This is a genomic window from Streptomyces sp. NPDC053665 (assembly GCF_055585285.1).
This window is the reverse complement of the sequence record NZ_JBVJKK010000006.1, coordinates 240,494-257,063: the sequence shown is the minus strand read 5'-3', so window position 1 is coordinate 257,063 and position 16,570 is coordinate 240,494. Positions and strand designations below refer to the sequence as shown.

Sequence of the window (16,570 nt, the reverse complement as noted above, 5' to 3'; positions counted from 1 at the left end):
GGCGCGGGTCAGGTGCCGGGGCTTCGGGTCCTCATGCCCACCAGCGCCCCGACCACCGCCGCCACGCCCGCCAGCACGGCGACGCTGGTCAGCGCGGCCGGCAGGGTGAGCCAGTCGGCCATGAAGCCGATGGCCGGCGGGCCGAGCAGCATGCCGCCGTAGCCCAGGGTCGAGGCCGTCGCGACGCCGCTGGGCCCGGCCAGGGCCCCGGCGCGCTCCACCGCGACGGGGAAGAGGTTCGCCAGGCCGATGCCCGTGACCGCGTAGCCGAGCAGGGCCGCCCACAGGGACGGGGCGAGGGAGCCCAGCAGCATGCCGGCGGCCGCGGTGGTGCCGCCGGCGACGACGGTCCGGGTCTGTCCCAGCCGCTCCAGGAGCGTGGTGCCGGTCAGCCGTCCCACGGTCATCGCGAGCGCGAAGCAGGAGTAGCCGAGGGCGGCCGCCCCGGAGGAGGCGCCCAGGTCCTCCTCGAGGTGCAGGGCGCCCCAGTCGGCCAGGGCGCCCTCGCCGTACGCGGTGCACCCGGCGATCAGGCCGAAGACGAGGACCAGGGTCCGGGTGCGGCCGTCCAGCCGGCGCGGGGCGCCGTCCCGGAGCCGCTCGCGCCCGGGCGGAAGGGGAGGCTCGTTCCGCAGCAGGACGGGGCCCGCCGCGGCGGTCACGATCAGGCCGACGGCGGTCAGGAGCAGCAGGTGCCGCGTGGGGCTGAGGAAGCCGGCGACCAGCCCGCCCAGGCCCGCGCCGAGCATGCCGCCCAGGCTGAACGCGGCGTGGAAGGTCGGCATGATCGGCCGTCGCAGGGCGGCCACCAGGTCGACGGCCGCGCTGTTGAAGGCGACGTTGATGCTGCCGTACGCGGCGCCGAACAGCAGCAGGACCAGGCCCAGCGCGAGGGCCGACCCGGTCAGCGGGGGCAGGGCGACGCTCAGGGAGAGCAGGACCGCGCAGACGACGGTGACCCGGTGGTTGCCGTACCGGCGGCACAGGCGCCCGGTGAGGGTCATCGTGACGACGGCCCCGGCCGAGACGCCCAGCAGGGCCAGGCCGAGCGCGCTGGCGGAGGCGTTTGTCTGCTCCTTGATGGCGGGAATCCGGACGACCCAGCCGGCGAAGACGAACCCGTCCAGGGCGAAGAAGACGGTGAGGGCGGTGCGGAGTCGGGTGAGGGAGCGGTCGTGGCCCGGCACGGCACTGTGCGAACGGGCTTTGTTTATTTGCGGCACAAACTCAGGCTAGGTGGGTGCGGGGGAGAGGACAAGGTGCGACGCTGGGACGAGACAGCATCCGCCGCCGGAAGGCAGGAGGGGCGATGGGACGTGACGTGCCGGCCCTGGTGTTCACGCGGGAGGACCGCCGTCGGTACCGGGAGAAGATGCACACCGACCTCGAAGTGCTGGCGCGGATGCTCCGCGAGTCCGGCTTCGAGAGCGAGCGCCCCCAGGTCGGGCTGGAGATCGAGCTGAACCTCGTCGACGACCACGGGCTCCCGGCCATGCGCAACACCGATGTCCTCCAGTCGATCGCCGACCCGGCCTGGTCGAGCGAGCTGGGCCGCTTCAACCTGGAGATCAACATCCCGCCCCGGGAGCTGACGGCCGGCGGCCCCGGCGCCTGGGAGCAGGAGATCCGCGACGCCCTCAACCACGCCGAGGACGGGGCCGCCGCCGTGGGCGCCCACCTGATCATGGTCGGCATCCTGCCCACCCTCGGGGAGCAGGACGTGAGCGGCGCGGCCCTCTCCGGCGACCCCCGCTACCGGCTGCTCAACGAGCAGATCTTCGCGGCGCGGGGCGAGGACCTGCGGATCAAGGTCGACGGTGTGGAGCGCCTCGCGACCTATGCCGACACCATCACGCCCGAGGCCGCCTGCACCAGCACGCAGTTCCACCTCCAGGTCGCGCCCAGGGAGTTCCCGCACTACTGGAACGCGGCGCAGGCCGTCGCCGGTGTGCAGACCGCTCTCGCGGCCAACTCGCCCTTCCTGTTCGGCAAGGAGCTGTGGCGCGAGACCCGCATCCCCCTGTTCGAGCAGGCCACGGACACCCGCCCCGAGGAGATCAAGGCCCAGGGCGTGCGGCCCCGGGTGTGGTTCGGGGAGCGCTGGATCACCAGCGTCTTCGACCTCTTCGAGGAGAACGTCCGCTACTTCCCCGCACTGCTGCCGCTGTGCGAGGACGAGGACCCCCAGCGGGAACTGAACAGCGGGCGCGTGCCCGAACTGGGCGAACTCACCCTGCACAACGGGACGATCTACCGCTGGAACCGGCCCATCTACGCGGTCACCGACAGCGGCCCGCACCTGCGCATCGAGAACCGGGTCCTGCCCGCCGGCCCCACCGTCGCCGACATCATCGCCAACGGCGCCTTCTACTACGGCCTGACGCGCGCCCTGGTCGACGAGGACCGGCCGGTGTGGACGCGGATGTCGTTCGCCGTGGCCGAGGAGAACCTGCACACCGCGGCCCGCGACGGCATCGACGCCCGTCTGTACTGGCCCGGGGTGGGCGAAGTCCCGGTCACGGAACTGGTGTTGCGGCGCCTGCTGCCGCTCGCCCACCGCGGGCTGGAACTGGCCGGCATGGACGCGCCGTGGCGCGAGCCGCTGCTGGGCATCATCGAGCAGCGCTGCGTCACCGGCCGCAACGGCGCGACCTGGCAGGCCGAGACGGTCCACCACCTGGAGAAGGCCGGGGTCTCCGACCGGCGTGAGGCGCTGCGGCAGATGACCAGGACGTACATGGACTACATGCACATGAACGCACCCGTGCACACCTGGCCCGTGGACTGACGCCTCTCACACCGCGCCGGGCGAGGCCTGGCCGCGCCAGACGCGAGCGCCGGTCAGCGGGACCGGCGCCGGCACCCGCGCCGACGTCGTCAGCTCCACACGCCGCCCTTCGGCCGAGGAGCGCAGCAGGGCGGTCATGATCTCCAGGACGTGCAGGGCGAGTTCACCCCCGGCCCGCCGCGCGCCGGGCGTGAGGAAGTCCAGCAGGCCGAGGCCGCGGGCCCCCTCCTCGTACCCGGCCGACGCGGGCAGGGTGTGCCATCCCGACCCGCCGAGCGGGTGCAGCCGTACCGCGCCGTCGAAAAGGTTCGGGTCCGGGACGGCCAGGGTCCCCTCCTCGCCGTGGACCTCGATCGGCGCGGCGGTCGTGGCCACCCCGTCGAAGCTCGTCGTGAGGGTGGTCAGCGCACCGCCGGCGTGTTCCAGCACCCCGGAGACATGGCTGTCCACCTCCACCGGTATGCGCTCGCCCGCGCGGGGCCCGGTGCCGATGACCCGCTCGGCGCGCAGTCGGCCGGCCGCACCGATCACGGCCCGCACCGGACCGAGCAGATGGACCAGGGAGGTGACGTAGTAGGGACCCATGTCGAGCAACGGGCCGCCGCCCGCCGTGTAGTAGAAGTCGGGATGGGGGTGCCAGCGCTCGTGGCCCGGCGTGACCATCACGGCCGAGGCGGACAGCGGGCGCCCGATGCTCCCGGCCTCCACGGCGGCCCGGGCCGTCTGGACTCCCGTGCCCAGCACGGTGTCCGGCGCGCACCCCACCCGCACGCCCGCCTGCGCGGCGGCCGCCAGCACGGCCCGCGCGTCGTCCAGTTCGGCCGCCAGCGGCTTCTCCCCGTAGACGTGCTTGCCCGCGCGGATCGCCGCGAGGGCGATCCCGGCGTGGGCCGCCGGTGTGGTGAGGTTCAGGACGGTGTCCACCTGCGGACTGCTCAGCAGTTGCCCGACCGGCAGCGCCCGGGCGCCGGGCAGCCGGCCGGCGACCGCCGCGGCGCGTCCGGCATCCAGATCGGCGACCGCGGTGACCCGCACGGCGGGATGACCTGCCAGGGTGTCCAGGTAGACGCCGGAGATGACGCCGAGTCCTACGACACCGACGCGGTGCGCGCCGCCCACAGCATGCCCCTCTCGACGATGGTGCGGACCTGGCGGTTCTCGAGCACGCCGACGTCGTGCCCCGGGGTCGTCACCACGATCCGCCCGGCGCCCCACCGGCGCGTCCACACCGCCGGGGACGTGACCGGCTCCTGCCAGGGCTGCCACGGCCGGGCGGGGTGCGTGGTGGTGGCCAGCACCTCGATCAGGTCGTCGTGCAGCACCCAGTACTGCTCCGTCTCCAGCTCGAAGTCCCCGATGCCCGCGGTGACGGGGTGCTCCCGGCCCGCCTCGGTGACACGGACCGTGTGCGGCAGGAAGTTGTCCGCCGCCCCACCCCGCCGCGCGCAGGGCTCCTTGCCCGGATGCGCCGCGAACTGGCCGCCCACCAGGTGGAGATACTCGGCCGAGGCGCGGAAGGAGTCGACGATGCCGCCGTGCCAGCCGGTCAGGCCGGTGCCGGCCGCGACAGCCGAACTCAGGCCCTCCACCTGCGCGGTGGTGATCTGTGACATCGTCACGCACTGCACCACGAGATCGGTGCCGGCCATCAGTGCGGCGTCCGCGTAGACCTCGGTCGACTCCTCGACCCGTACGGCGAATCCGCTGTCCCGCAGGAAGGGCAGGAACAGTTCCGTCGCCTTGACCGGCTCGTGGCCTTCCCAGCCGCCCCGGACCACCAGTGCTCGTCTCCGCGTCATCGGAACCCACTATGCGCGGACGGGCCGGTTTCGAAAAGAGGGCCGAACGTCACGAAACTTTCGAGGTGGAGGCGCGCGCCGAGATCTCCCAGCAGGCCGCCGTGTAGCGGACCTCGGGGCCCTGCACGAAGGGGTCGAAGGCGGGCCGCACCGCGTCGACCACCTCGGCCCGGGTCCGCTCGTCGGCCTGCGGCAGCACCGTGCCCAGGGGGCCGAGCCGGGTGAAGTAGCGCACGAGATCCCGCTCGGGCAGGGTGCAGACCGGGTCGACGGGCCGCAGGGAGACGCCGGACCACCCGCTCGCCTCCAGGATGCCGCGCACACGGTCCGGGTCCGCGAAGGCGAACTGCCCCGGCTGGTCGGGCCGGCGGGCGGGCAGCTCCGGGACGAACGGCGCCGCCGCGCGCTCCGCCGTCGTCATGAACGGGTTCTCCTCCGGCCCCCGCCACACCACCAGCCGCAGCCCGCCCCCGTCGGCCACGGCGGTGCGCAGGTTGGTGAACGCCCTGACCGGGTCGGGGAAGAACATGACGCCGAAGCGCGAGACGACGGTGTCGAAGGCGCCGGGTCCGAACGCGTGCTCCTGCACGTCGGCATGCACGAACGACGCCGGCACATCCTCCTGCTCGGCCAGTACCCGGGCCGCCGCGATCATCGGCGCGGAGAGGTCCGCCCCGACACAGTGCCCGGTCCGCCGCGCGACGGCCCGGGTGACGGCACCGGTACCGCAGCCGACGTCGAGCACCCGGGCCGACCCCTCCTCGGCGACGGCACGCACCAGCAGCTCCTCGATCGGCCGGAACATCCCGTCCAGCAGCTGCTGCAGCTCCACCCAGGCATGGCCGGAGGGCCCGTTCCAGCGGGCGGCCTGTTCGTCGTAGTCCCTGCGCGAGGCGTCCATGGTCTCTCCTTCTGCTTGCCTTCGGGGAAGCGCGATGACAGCGTTCTACTTCAAGCCGACTTGAGGTCAAGACAATGACGCACCTGGACATCGGGGACGTGGCCCGTCGCGCCGCGGTGCCCGCCTCGACGCTGCGCTACTACGAGGACAAGGGGCTGATCACCCCGGTCGGCCGCCGGGGGCTGCGCCGTCAGTACGACCCGTCGGTGCTGGAGCGCCTGGCCCTGATAGCGCTGGGCAGGACGGCCGGGTTCTCCCTCGACGAGATCGCCGGGATGTTCGCGCCGGACGGCGAACCGCGGATCGACCGGGACGTGCTCACCGCCAAGGCCGACGAACTGGACCGCAGGATCCGTGAACTCGGCGTACTGCGCGACTCGTTGCGCCATGCGGCCGCCTGCCCCGCGCCGAGCCACCTCGAGTGCCCCACCTTCCGCCGCCTCCTGGACGAGGCGACGGGCCCGGGTGGCCGGGGTCCCTCCGCCGAGCGCCCGGCCGCAACCCCGCCCGCCCGTCGGGCCGGGCCCCGCACGCTGCGGAAACCCTGAGGAGCGGTACGAAGACCCGCCACAGCCGCCACGTCGTACCCGCCGCGCCCGAGAAGGCCCAGGTCGTGCCCGGTCGCCCGGCGGGAGTGCGAGAGGCGGACACCGTTCGGGGCGCCCCGCCCGCATCCGGGAACGACGGCGGCCGGTGGGCCGCGCTCCCGCCGCGCCATCCGTGGCAGGACCCATCTCGGACCGAACAGCCGCCCCACCGGGCCGCGTTCGCGGAGGGCGGCGACCGGGAAGAATGAGGGTCGGGCCCGATGGTGCGCGCCGTCGCCGGAGGAGAGGCTGGAGCCCAGGTGAGAACGGCCGGCCGGTCACCGGTGAGCCGCCTCCCCGCGCACCCGGACCCGAACCCCACGACGTGCCCTGGCCCCGGTGTGCCCTGCCTGCGGCGCTGCCGGCCGCCGGAGAGGAGAAGCCGTGACCCAGTCCGACGACGCGCGCCTCGTGGACCTGCGGACCCGTCTGGAACGGCAGGACCCCCGGTTCGCCCACGCCATGAGAACCGGCCGGCCGGCGCCGCCCCGCGAGTACCGGCGCACCGGGCCCCGCTGGGGGCTGGCGATCGGGGTGGTCCTCCTGGGCGCGGGCATCGTCCTGGCCCAGGGGCTGCTCATCGCGAGCGGGCTGGTCGTCCTCGGCATGGCGGCCCAGCTGATCGACCCGGTCCCCCCGCGCACGGGGCACCGGAGCCCCGGCCCCCGCTGACCCCTCCGCCCCTCGCGCCGCCCTCCGTGCACGGGACCGCCCGTGACTCCCGCGGACACCGGCCCCGCCCCCCTGTCACCGGTGGCCGGATTCCGCCGACCGAGTGCGCTCGTAACCCGTGTGAACGTCCCGGATGGTGGGAGCGGCCGGTCTGACTGACGGTGGTTCACGTCGAGACCGGGTCTCGTGAGTCGGCGAGGCGCCGACTGCCCGGTTCGCGACGGAAGGACTCACCGATGCGCTCTGCCCGCATGCTGCTCGCCACGGCCACGGCCACGGCGGCCCTCGCGATCGCCGCCCCCGGCGCCTACGCCCAGGTCATGGGCGACTGGGACGACGACTCCACTTCCTACAGCAAGGAGCACGACAAGCACGACAAGCACGACAAGCCGCACGGCGGGATGCACACGGGCGGCGGAGCGCTGACCGCCGTGACCTCGGACGGCGACTGGGACTCCGGCGACGACGAGGGCAAGCCCGAGGACGAGGGCAGCGAGGAGCAGGGCAAGCCCGAGGACCAGGGCGGCCACGACGAGCAGGGCAAGGACGACGAGCAGGGCAAGGAAGAGGAGCACGGCAAGCACGAGGACCACGGCAAGGAGGAGCACGGCGACCACGAGAAGGACTCCTCCTGGGGCGGCAAGCACGAGAAGCCGCGCGGCGGCATGCACACCGGCGGTGGCGCCCTGGCCCTGGTCAACTCGGACGACTGGGAGAAGCAGGACGGCGGCTACAAGGAGGACGGCGACAGCGGCTGGTCCGGAAAGCACGAGGACGACTCCTACGCCGACAAGGGCGACGAGGGGTACAGCGGCAAGCACGACAAGGGCTCCTGGGAGGGCAAGCACGACAAGCCGCGCGGCGGCATGCACACCGGTGGCGGCGCGCTGGCCAACACCTCGGGTGTGACCGCCGGCGGGCTCGCGGTGCTGGCGGTCGCCGGTACCGGTCTGTACGCGCTGCGCCGCCGGAAGGCCGCCCAGGGCGTGGCGTGACCGATGCCCGACCTCATACCGGCCGCCGCACGCGCTCCGCGCGTCGCGGCGGCCCGGCTCGTCCCGGTGCGGGCCGTGCCCCCTGCTGTGCCCTGAACAAGGTGGTTATCGATGGCGGTCAGCCCCCCTGCCCTTCCCGACCCCGAACCCGCGCCGTCCCGGAAACGGCTGCGCGCCATAGTGGCGGTGCTGTGGTCGGCGGCCGCGCTCGCGGTGCTCCTGAACCTGACCGGCGGCCGGGGCGGCTCCTTCGACGCCGGCGGAGCGCCGCACGCCCCGCCCGCCCTTCCCGCCGCCTCGGCCGCCCCCTACACGCCGCCCGGGGCGTCGGCGTCGCCGTCCGCCGAGGGACCGCGGATGTCCCGCTCGCGGCCGGTCCGCCTGCTCATTCCGAAGATCGGCGTCGACGCGCCCTTCACCGACCTCGCCATCGGTGCCTCCGGCATGCTCGACCCCCCGCCCGCCGACGACACCAACCTCGTCGGCTGGTACGCCGAGGGCCACTCGCCCGGCGAGCCCGGGACCGCGATCATCGCCGGGCACGTGGACACCAAGACCTCCCCGGCCGTCTTCGCCGGCCTGGGTGAGCTGAAGAAGGGCGACAAGTTCCACGTGACGCGGGCCGACGGCAGCAGGGCGGACTTCGTCGTCGACGGCAAGGAGTCCTTCCGCAAGGACGACTTCCCCAGCGAACGGGTCTACGGCGACACCCCCCAGGCCCAGGTCAGGCTGATCACCTGCGCCGGCGCCTACGACCGCCAGGCCCGGGACTACACCGAGAACCTGGTCGTCTTCGCCCACCTCGTCTGACATCCGGTGCCCCTGCCCTGACTTGGTGTTTTACAGTGACAGCCACCAGTTCAGGCGACTGTGGGACCTGTGAGGGATGCGCGAAACATGACGACCGAAACGTTTGAGTTCCAGGTAGAGGCACGCCAGCTGCTCCAGCTGATGATCCACTCGGTCTACTCGAACAAGGATGTCTTCCTGCGCGAGCTCGTCTCCAACGCCTCCGACGCGCTCGACAAGCTGCGTCTGGAGAAGCTGCGGGACGACGCGCTCGACGCCGACGTGTCCGATCTGCACATCGAGATCGACGTCGACAAGGAGGCCCGCACCCTCACCGTGCGGGACAACGGCATCGGCATGTCGTACGACGAGGTCGGCCGCCTCATCGGCACCATCGCCAACTCCGGTACGGCGGCCTTCCTCCAGGAGCTGCGGGAGGCCCAGGAGGGGGGCGGCGCGGAAGGGCTCATCGGCCAGTTCGGCGTCGGCTTCTACTCCGGGTTCATGGTGGCCGACGAGGTCACGCTGGTGACCCGGCGCGCCGGCGAGGACCAGGGCACCCGCTGGAGCTCCCGCGGCGAGGCCACCTACACGCTGGAGAAGGTCGACGACGCGCCGCAGGGCACGTCCGTCACCCTGCACCTCAAGCCGGCCGACCCCGAGAACCAGCTGCACGACTACACGTCCGAGTGGACGATCCGGGAGATCGTCAAGCGGTACTCGGACTTCATCACCTGGCCGATCCGGATGGTCCCCGCCGGTGACGACGGCGACGGCGCGCCCGCGCCCGAGACGCTGAACTCGATGAAGGCGCTGTGGGCGCGCTCGCGGGAGGAGGTGTCCGAGGACGAGTACCACGAGCTGTACAAGCACATCAGCCACGACTGGCGCGAGCCGCTGGAGACGATCCGGCTCCAGGCGGAGGGCACCTTCGAGTACCAGTCGCTGCTCTTCATCCCCGCGCACGCCCCGCACGACCTGTTCACGCGGGACTTCAAGCGCGGCGTCCAGCTGTACGTCAAGCGCGTCTTCATCATGGACGACTGCGAGGCGCTCCTGCCGCCGTACCTGCGGTTCGTCAAGGGCGTCGTCGACGCGCAGGACCTCTCGCTGAACGTCTCCCGCGAGATCCTCCAGCAGGACCGGCACATCCGGATGATGCAGCGCCGGCTCACCAAGAAGGTGCTGTCCACGGTCAAGGACCTCATGACCAAGGACGCCGAGCGCTACGCCACGTTCTGGCGGGAGTTCGGCACCGTCCTGAAGGAGGGCCTGGTCACCGACCCCGACAACCGGGAGGCGCTGCTGGCCGTCGCGTCCTTCGCGACCACGCACTCCGAGGACGAGCCGACCACGCTCGCCGGGTACGTGGAGCGCATGAAGGACGGCCAGGACGCCGTCTACTACATCACCGGCGAGTCCCGGCAGAGCATCGAGAACTCACCGCACCTGGAGGCGTTCCGGGCCAAGGGCGTCGAGGTGCTGCTGCTCACCGACCCGGTCGACGAGGTGTGGGCCGACGCCGTCGGCGAGTACGAGGGCAAGAAGCTGCGCTCCGTCACCAAGGGCGAGATCGACCTGGACTCCGAGGGCGAGGAGAAGGCCGGCGAGGAGCGGGAGAAGCAGGCCGAGGAGTACGCCGGGCTGCTCGGCTGGATGCGCGAGCAGCTGGACGAGGACATCAAGGAGGTGCGGCTGTCCACGCGGCTGACCGTCTCCCCGGCCTGTGTGGTCTCCGACGCGCACGACCTGACCCCGGCGCTGGAGAACATGTACCGGGCCATGGGCCAGGAGGTGCCGCGCACCAAGCGGATCCTGGAGCTCAACCCCGGTCACCCGCTGGTGAAGAGCCTCAACCAGGCCTATGCCGACCGCGCGGACCGCAGTGAGCTTGCCGAGTCCGCGGAGCTGCTGCACGCCCTCGCGGTGCTCGCCGAGGGCGGACAGCCCAAGGACCCGGCCAAGTTCGTCCGGGCCGTGTCGGAGCGCCTGGAGCGCACGCTGTAGCCGGGGAGGGATCAGGGGTGGTCCGGGGTGCCCGCGGGGCGGGCGCCGGGCGGGGTCGGGCCGGTGCCCGGCGGGACGACCTCGCCCTGGACCACCCGCGGCGCGGGGGCCGTGCCGGCCTCCTCGTCCTTGGCGGCACGCGCCTCGGCCTTGAGGATGCGGGCCGCCTTGCCGGCCGAACGGGTCAGCTCGGGCAGCTTCTTGATCCCGATGACAACGGCGACGACGACGAGAACGATCGCCAGCTCGCTCAGTCCGAACATGGTGTCCTGTCCTTTCTCACCCGGGCCGGGCACGGCGCGAGCGTATCGGGCGGGGAGCACGGCGTGATCCCCGTCTCGGGGTGCGGGAGCAGGTGCCGGCGCAGGTGCGGCAGCATGCCGCGGTCGAGCAGGGCCTGCCGCCAGGCCAGCCGGGCGTGCTCCACCTGGTCGGGGGCGGGCGGGACGCGGCGGTCCAGGGCCGTGCGCAGCAGCGCGGCCGCCGCTACCAGACCGGCCCCGGCGGCGACCGTCGCGAACGTCCAGCCGCTCGCGAGAAGCGAACCGGGCAGCGGTCCGGGCGCCCCGACGGCGTGGAGCGTCCCGCCGAGGGCGAGCAGCACCACGGCGGCCACGGCGGTCACCAGGGGCGTGAGGACCGCGAGGGCGGGCAGCAGGCTGCCCGTGCCGAACGGCGGCTGCGGCCGGCGCCGCGCCGCCCGCCGCACGGCGAGAAGGTCCCGGTAGGGCTCCCCGGCCGCCGCCACGACGGCGTCGGCGTGGGCGCGCGCGTAGGCGCGCAGGTGGGCCGCGGCCCGGCCGTCCGGGTCGGCGCCGAGGGCGTCGCGGATGCCGGCGCTGCCGAGGGCCAGGTCCAGTACGGCTTCGAAGTCGGCGCGGTCCTCGGGCGCGAGGCGGGGCGCAGCGGCCACGTGGTCTCCCGGTCGGTCGGTCGGGGGGCGGTCGCCGGGCGCGGGGTCAGACGCCGACGCCGAAGTCGGAGGCGATGCCGGCCAGCCCGGACGCGTAACCCTGGCCGACGGCACGGAACTTCCACTCGGTGCCGTGCCGGTACAGCTCGCCGAAGACCATCGCGGTCTCGGTGGAGGCGTCCTCGGACAGGTCGTAGCGGGCGATCTCCCGGCCGTCCGCCTGGTTCACCACCCGGATGAAGGCGTTGCGCACCTGACCGAAGCTCTGACCGCGGTTCTCGGCGTCGTGGATGGAGACCGGGAACACGATCCGGTCGACCTCGGCGGGTACGGCGGAGAGGTCGACCTCGACGGTCTCGTCGTCGCCCTCGCCCTCACCGGTGAGGTTGTCGCCGGTGTGCCGGACCGAACCGTCCGGGCTGCACAGGTTGTTGTAGAACACGAAGTGCCGGTCGGAGGGGACCTTGCCGGAGGCGTCGAGGAGCAGGGCCGAGGCGTCGAGGTCGTAGTCGGTGCCGGTGGTCGTGCGGACGTCCCAGCCGAGACCGACCAGGACGGCGGTGAGCCCCGGCGCCTCCTTGCTGAGCGAGACGTTGCCACCCTTGGACAGGGAAACTCCCACGGAACACTCCTTCTACGTGAATCGGGCCGGGGCGAACGGGCCACCATTGAATCTACAGCACTGTAGAAGATGGGGGACGGGTCCGGCCGGTCTATACGATGTCCGCACGGGCAACGCAGGGCGGCGCGAAGGAGGCAGGGCGGTGACGGATGACCGGCAGCGGCCCCGGCGGGGGCAGGGCGAGCTGGAGGCGCTGGTGCTGTCGGCGCTGCGGGAGGCGGACGGGCCGGCGACGGCCGGCTGGGTGCAGGAGCGTCTCGGCGGCGGCCTCGCGTACACCACGGTGATCACGATCCTGACGCGGCTGCTGGGCAAGGGCGCGGTCACCCGGGAACGGGTGGGCCGGTCCTTCGCCTGGACCCCCGCTGCGGACCAGGCCGGTCTGGCGGCGCGCAAGATGCGCAAGGTGCTGGACGCCGAGAACGACCGCGAGGCCGTCCTGGCGAGCTTCGTCACCGGGCTCGGTCCCGAGGACGAGCGGTTGCTGCGGGACCTGCTGGAGCAGGAACACGGCGACGGGGAAGACTGACGCCGCATGGGGGTCTTCGTCTTCCTGCCGCTGGTCCTGCCGCTCACGGCCTGGCCGGTCGCGCGCCTGGCCGAGCAGCATCTGCACCCGCGCACCGCGACCCGGCTGCTGACCGTCCTGGCCGCGGTCCTGGCGCTGTGCAGCACGGTGTGCCTGGCCCTGGTCATGGTGGTCGGCACCGCCCAACTGCCGGGCAACCCGCTGCCCGACGGCTGGTCGGACCCGGAGGTGCGGGCGGCCGTGCCCTTCGACGAGGTCGTCGGCAAGGCCGCCATCCCGGCCCTGTGCGCGGTGGTCGCCGCCTGCGCCCGGGCGCTGTGGCGGCACGGCCGGGTGCGCAGGCAGGCCCACCGTGCGCTGGCCGGGCTGCCGGACACGGAGGTGGCGGTCCTGCCGGACGCCGTCCCCTACGCCTACGCGCTGCCCCCCGGCGGGCGACGGGCCGGCGACAGGGCCGGGCGCGGGGGAGCGCGGCGCCCCGCCGCGGCCCGGGGCCCGGGAGCCGCCCACCCGGGCCGGGGACCGGGGCGCGCACTCCGGCGGGGGAGGGGCCGGGTCGTGGTGACGACCGCCCTGCTGGAGCGGCTGCGGCCGGCCGAGCGGCGCGCCCTGTTCGCCCACGAGCGGGCCCATCTCACCGCGCGCCACGACCGGTTCCTGCTCACCGTGCAACTCGCCGCCCGGGCCAACCCGTTCCTGCGTCCGCTGCGCACCGCCGTGGCCTACACGGCCGAGCGGTGGGCGGACGAGGAGGCGGCGCGGGTGGTCGGCAGCCGGCGCACGGTGGCGCGGGCCATCGGCGCGGCCGCCCTCGTCTCGCGGGGCACCCCGGCGCCGACCCTCGCGGGCCTGGCCGCGCCCGGGCCGGTGCCGCGCCGGGTGGCGGCCCTGCTCGGTCCGGCGCCCGCCGTGCGCAGCTGGCCCCCGGTGTTCACGGCCGTCGGCCTGGCGGCCTGGGGCGCGGCCGCCGGGACGGCGGTGTCGGCGATGTCGTCGGCCAACGCGGCCGTCACGATGGTCCTCATCCTGCACGCCGCGACACCGCTGTGAGAAGCGGGCGCCGCTCCCCGCGGCGCCCGCACATCCGCCGGGACCGCTCAGGCCTCCTCTTCCTCTTCCTCCTCCTCGCCCTCGAAGAAGTCCCCCACCTCGTCGACCACTTCACTCGCGACCATGCCGCCGACGACACCGACCGCGAGACCGGCCGCCCCCGCGGCGACCACGGTCCCCATGCCGGGACCCTGCCGCCGCTCCCCGTGGTGGTGCCCCTCGTGACCGTGGGCCGGCAGGGCTCCGTGGCCGGCCGGGACGCCGTACCCGGCCCGGTGCTCGACCAGGTGGCGCAGCCAGCCGTCGACGACCGCCGTCCAGTCCTGGTGCTCGACCTCGTCGTGGGAGACGGCGAACCGGGTGAGCGCGTCGTGGCCGGGTGCCGGGAAGCCGCCGCGCTTGTCCGCCTCCAGCACCACTTCCATGCCGTCCGGCCGGGCCAGGAAGGTCACCTCGATCTCGTGCACCTGCTGGGCGTACTGCGGCGGCGGTACGAGCTCGATCTCCTGGTAGAAGGGCAGCCGCTGGTCCGTACCGCCGATGTGCCCGAGCTCCAGGTCGGCCGACCGGAAGCCGAACCCGAGACCGCCGAGGGCCTCGAGGACCGCCTCCTGGACGGGCAGCGGTGTGACGCCCAGCGGGTCGAGGTCGCCCTTGTCCTTCGCACCCGCCACCGACAGCTCCGTGCGCACGCCGAGGACGACGCCCAGGCTCTGGCCGTGCAGTTCGGTGATCGGGGTCTCCCACGGCAGGGTCACCTCGAACGGCAGGGTGCGCCGCTCGCCCTCCGCGAGCCGGAAACCGCCGCCCACGGTGAACCGGTCGAAGGCGACGACGCCCTCGCTCTCGCCGTCCTCGTGCTCGGCCTCCACCCGGGCCACGAGTTCCAGGGTGATGTGCTCGATCTCGAAGTCGGCCCTGCCGCCCTCCAGTTCGACCCGGCCGCCGAGCGTGCCGCCGGGCCGGACGGGGGCGGGGTCGAGGACCGTGTCGACGGTCGGTCCGCCGACACCGATCGCCCCGAGCAGTCGTTTGAACACCATGGTGGCGTCCACTCCTTCACGTACGTGTACGAGCTTGCCTCTACAAGCGTGTAGAAGCATAGTCCCGCTCCGGCCCGCGCGTGCTCCACGGCGGCACGCACGGGCGGGAATCGGCCGAAAGAGGCGGCACTCGGCCCAGGCCGGCGGTCAACTGGTCGAGCAGGCAGTGCCGTTCAGCGTGAAGGCCGCCGGGCCGGAGTCGGTGGCGCCCCGGGTGGCGGTGAAGCCGAGCGTGACCGACCCTCCGGCCGGGATCGTCGCGGTGTAGGGGGCGGCCGTCACGCTCACCGCGGACCCGCTCTGCGTCACCGTGCCGCCCCAGAGGTTGTCGACCCGCTGGCCGTCGGCGAACGTCCAGCGCAGCGTCCAGCCGTCGACCGCGGCGGTCCCGGTGTTGCGCAGGACGATCTCGCCCTGGAACCCGCCGGGCCAGCTGCCCGTCACCCGGTAGCCGACGCCGCAGGACGGTGACGGGCCGCCCGGCGCGGTCGTGACCGTCACCGTCGCCGAGCGGGCCGAGCGGTTGCCCGCGGCGTCACGGGCGTAGACGGCGAAGGTGTGGGAGGTGGCGGGGGACAGCCCGGTCAGGGTGGCGGTGGTGCCGGTCGTGGAGGCGACCGCGGTCTCGGTGCCGGAGCCGATCCGCACGACGTCGTAACCGGTGACGCCGCCGGCGTCCGAGGACGGGACCCAGCTCAGGGTGGCGGAGGAGGACGTCACACCGGAGGCGGTGGGGGCGCCGGGCGCGGTCGGGGGCGTGGTGTCGCCTCCCCCGGAGGAGTACACCGCGGCCTCCTCGGCGGTGGCGGCGATGCCGTTCACGCCGTTGAACAGGCGCTGACCCCAGGGCGTGAGCCGGTCCGGGTCGAAGCCCGTGACCATGTCCAGGTATCCGACATCAGCGCTGTTGCCGCTCCAGGACCAGCCGAGGTAGCCGAGGCGGAGTTGCTCGGCGACGGCCAGGACGGTGTCCTCGTCCGGATCGCCGTCCGAGTGATCATGGCCGAACTCGCCCACCACGAGGGGCAGTTTGGCGCCGACGAACCGGTCGAGATAGGCGGTGATCTCGGCGGCCGTGTCGAAGACGCCGTACATGTGGACCGAGAACACGGTGTTGGCGTCGGGATCGGAGGCGAACACCGAGGCGGCGTTGTCGCGCATGGTGAACGCCCAGTCCTGGCCCCAGTTGGGCGCGTCCACCATGAGCGTGTGGGCGAGACCGGCGTCGCGCAGCCGGGCGATCGCCGCCTTGGTGTCCGCCGTCCACGCGGCGTGACCGACGTTGCCGTACGGCTCGTTGCCGATGTTGACGATGATGTACTCCTCCTGGCCGGTGAGCGCGCCGCGCACACTGATCCAGTAGTCGGCGGCGCGGGAGAGCGGGACGGCGCCGCTCTGCTCGCCGTAGCCGGTGGTGTCGTGCACCTCCAGGACGCAGATGAGCCGGTTCCGCTTGCACTGCGCCACGACGTTCGCCACGTCGGCGGTGTCGTTGCGGGTCCAGCGGTCGCCGCTGGACAGGACGACCCGCACGGTGTTGGCGCCCTTGGCCTTGATGTGGGCCAGGGAGCCGATCCGGTCGGGGTACCAGGTGTGGGCGTGGTTGACCCCTCGCATCACGAAGTCGTTGCCGCCGGCCTCCAGGAGGCGGCCGTCACGGACGTGGAAGCCGATGGGGGCGGCCACCGCCGGAGGAGCGGCGGTGAGGAGGGAGAGCAGAAGGGTCAGGAACGCGGCGGCCGCGACGGCGACGCGCGGGGCGGGGGTCGTGCGGGGTCTCATGAGGGCTCCTGCGGGTGGGGGGGAACGGGACTGTCCGTCGTACATGGGAGCGCTCCCATGCATGTAGCCACCGGTGCCCACGGACCGTCAAGA

The 16,570-nt window shown here is 73.4% G+C and carries 17 protein-coding genes; 8 read left to right on the top strand and 9 right to left on the bottom strand.

Annotated elements, in window-relative coordinates; all coding sequences use genetic code 11:
- Positions 1–8: 8 nt before the first annotated feature.
- A complete protein-coding gene (locus tag ACZ6ZN_RS24430) occupies positions 9–1,187 on the bottom strand; it encodes an MFS transporter (RefSeq protein WP_469649401.1) in 1,179 nt (392 codons plus the stop codon).
- A gap of 122 nt (positions 1,188–1,309) precedes the next feature.
- On the opposite strand from ACZ6ZN_RS24430, the gene ACZ6ZN_RS24425 reads away from it, so the two are divergent.
- Positions 1,310–2,788 (top strand): glutamate-cysteine ligase family protein, encoded by a 1,479-nt coding sequence (locus ACZ6ZN_RS24425; RefSeq protein ID WP_451878616.1) that lies wholly within the window; start codon positions 1,310–1,312, stop codon positions 2,786–2,788.
- Positions 2,789–2,794: 6 nt separating this feature from the next.
- On the opposite strand, the gene ACZ6ZN_RS24420 is transcribed toward ACZ6ZN_RS24425, so the two are convergent.
- Genes ACZ6ZN_RS24420 through ACZ6ZN_RS24410 form a run of 3 tightly spaced genes read right to left on the bottom strand, consistent with a single transcriptional unit; the run spans position 2,795 to position 5,488 of the window.
- On the bottom strand, positions 2,795–3,907 hold the full coding sequence (locus ACZ6ZN_RS24420) for a Gfo/Idh/MocA family protein (RefSeq protein ID WP_469649398.1): 1,113 nt from the start codon (positions 3,905–3,907) through the stop codon (positions 2,795–2,797).
- Entirely contained in the window at positions 3,877–4,587 is a 711-nt protein-coding gene (locus tag ACZ6ZN_RS24415) for a ThuA domain-containing protein (protein ID WP_469649395.1), read from the bottom strand. Before ACZ6ZN_RS24415 ends, ACZ6ZN_RS24420 begins: the two co-directional genes overlap by 31 nt.
- A gap of 49 nt (positions 4,588–4,636) precedes the next feature.
- Complete coding sequence (locus ACZ6ZN_RS24410) at positions 4,637–5,488, bottom strand: class I SAM-dependent methyltransferase (RefSeq protein ID WP_469649391.1); 852 nt, start codon at positions 5,486–5,488, stop codon at positions 4,637–4,639.
- A 74-nt stretch (positions 5,489–5,562) separates the two neighbouring features.
- Between ACZ6ZN_RS24410 and ACZ6ZN_RS24405 the strand changes: the two genes are divergently transcribed.
- The 5 genes from ACZ6ZN_RS24405 (at position 5,563) to htpG (ending at position 10,538) form a co-directional block, all read left to right on the top strand.
- On the top strand, positions 5,563–6,036 hold the full coding sequence (locus tag ACZ6ZN_RS24405; RefSeq protein WP_469649389.1) for a helix-turn-helix domain-containing protein: 474 nt from the start codon (positions 5,563–5,565) through the stop codon (positions 6,034–6,036).
- Positions 6,037–6,459: 423 nt separating this feature from the next.
- The gene (locus ACZ6ZN_RS24400) at positions 6,460–6,747 is read left to right on the top strand and encodes a DUF3040 domain-containing protein (protein ID WP_469649386.1); all 288 of its coding nucleotides are present in this window, start codon (positions 6,460–6,462) and stop codon (positions 6,745–6,747) included.
- 236 nt (positions 6,748–6,983) lie between these two features.
- Positions 6,984–7,742, top strand: a complete 759-nt coding sequence (locus tag ACZ6ZN_RS24395) for a hypothetical protein (protein ID WP_398108440.1) — start codon at positions 6,984–6,986, stop codon at positions 7,740–7,742.
- 111 nt (positions 7,743–7,853) lie between these two features.
- Positions 7,854–8,552, top strand: a complete 699-nt coding sequence (locus ACZ6ZN_RS24390) for a class F sortase (RefSeq protein WP_398108439.1) — start codon at positions 7,854–7,856, stop codon at positions 8,550–8,552.
- A gap of 87 nt (positions 8,553–8,639) precedes the next feature.
- Entirely contained in the window at positions 8,640–10,538 is a 1,899-nt protein-coding gene (htpG, locus tag ACZ6ZN_RS24385) for a molecular chaperone HtpG (protein ID WP_469649382.1), read from the top strand.
- A gap of 11 nt (positions 10,539–10,549) precedes the next feature.
- On the opposite strand, the gene ACZ6ZN_RS24380 is transcribed toward htpG, so the two are convergent.
- Genes ACZ6ZN_RS24380 through ACZ6ZN_RS24370 form a run of 3 tightly spaced genes read right to left on the bottom strand, consistent with a single transcriptional unit; the run spans position 10,550 to position 12,073 of the window.
- Positions 10,550–10,801: a twin-arginine translocase TatA/TatE family subunit gene (locus ACZ6ZN_RS24380; RefSeq protein WP_398108437.1), complete on the bottom strand. Its 252-nt coding sequence runs from the start codon at positions 10,799–10,801 to the stop codon at positions 10,550–10,552.
- Positions 10,789–11,451 carry a hypothetical protein gene (locus tag ACZ6ZN_RS24375; protein ID WP_398108436.1) on the bottom strand — a complete coding sequence of 221 codons (663 nt, stop codon included), beginning with the start codon at positions 11,449–11,451 and terminating at the stop codon, positions 10,789–10,791. Before ACZ6ZN_RS24375 ends, ACZ6ZN_RS24380 begins: the two co-directional genes overlap by 13 nt.
- A 46-nt stretch (positions 11,452–11,497) precedes the next feature.
- Positions 11,498–12,073, bottom strand: a complete 576-nt coding sequence (locus ACZ6ZN_RS24370; RefSeq protein ID WP_469649377.1) for a TerD family protein — start codon at positions 12,071–12,073, stop codon at positions 11,498–11,500.
- Between the two features lie 142 nt (positions 12,074–12,215).
- On the opposite strand from ACZ6ZN_RS24370, the gene ACZ6ZN_RS24365 reads away from it, so the two are divergent.
- Positions 12,216–12,602: a BlaI/MecI/CopY family transcriptional regulator gene (locus ACZ6ZN_RS24365; RefSeq protein ID WP_398108434.1), complete on the top strand. Its 387-nt coding sequence runs from the start codon at positions 12,216–12,218 to the stop codon at positions 12,600–12,602.
- 6 nt (positions 12,603–12,608) lie between these two features.
- On the top strand, positions 12,609–13,652 hold the full coding sequence (locus ACZ6ZN_RS24360; RefSeq protein WP_469649374.1) for a M56 family metallopeptidase: 1,044 nt from the start codon (positions 12,609–12,611) through the stop codon (positions 13,650–13,652).
- A 47-nt stretch (positions 13,653–13,699) separates the two neighbouring features.
- Here ACZ6ZN_RS24360 and ACZ6ZN_RS24355 read toward each other — a convergent pair whose 3' ends face one another.
- Together ACZ6ZN_RS24355 and ACZ6ZN_RS24350 are read right to left on the bottom strand one after the other, a co-directional pair.
- Positions 13,700–14,695 carry a sporulation protein gene (locus ACZ6ZN_RS24355; RefSeq protein WP_469649371.1) on the bottom strand — a complete coding sequence of 332 codons (996 nt, stop codon included), beginning with the start codon at positions 14,693–14,695 and terminating at the stop codon, positions 13,700–13,702.
- Positions 14,696–14,842: 147 nt separating this feature from the next.
- Positions 14,843–16,477, bottom strand: a complete 1,635-nt coding sequence (locus ACZ6ZN_RS24350; RefSeq protein WP_469649369.1) for a cellulase family glycosylhydrolase — start codon at positions 16,475–16,477, stop codon at positions 14,843–14,845.
- Positions 16,478–16,570: the final 93 nt, after the last annotated feature.